This is a genomic window from Frankia sp. CcWB2 (assembly GCF_977927585.1).
Genome location: NZ_CDWRCM010000060.1, coordinates 13,830 through 14,209, shown reverse-complemented (window position 1 = coordinate 14,209; position 380 = coordinate 13,830). Strand labels below are relative to the sequence as shown.

General features: G+C 63.9%; 1 pseudogene. It reads left to right on the top strand.

The features are described from left to right. Window positions 1-170 precede the first annotated feature (170 nt). A pseudogene (locus tag ACY45C_RS08805) lies at window positions 171-380 on the top strand (type II toxin-antitoxin system VapC family toxin); the annotation flags it as partial.

The window sequence follows — 380 nt, the reverse complement described above, 5'->3', positions numbered from 1 at the left end:
GGCATCACCGCACGCATCGACGACCTTCTGGCGGACGGCTTCGGCCGGGACTGAACCCGGGTGCTCCTCGTCGACACCGGAGTGATCGTCGCTGCCACTGACCGCAGCGATCCTCACCATGTGGTGTGCGCACATCTTCTGGAGGAGCTCGAGGGGGCGGGTCACCTCTCGTGATCGCGGAAGCCGCCTATCTTATCAACCGGGAACTGGGCGCTACGGCGGAACTGGCTCTTTACACGTCGATCATCGACGATGCGCTCATTGTGGAGACGTTGACGCATGCGGACTGGTCCCGAGTGCGGGAACTGGCCGGTCGATATCGGGATCTCCCGCTCGGTGGCACCGATGCGAGCCTCATCGCGCTCGCCGAACGATTGGAC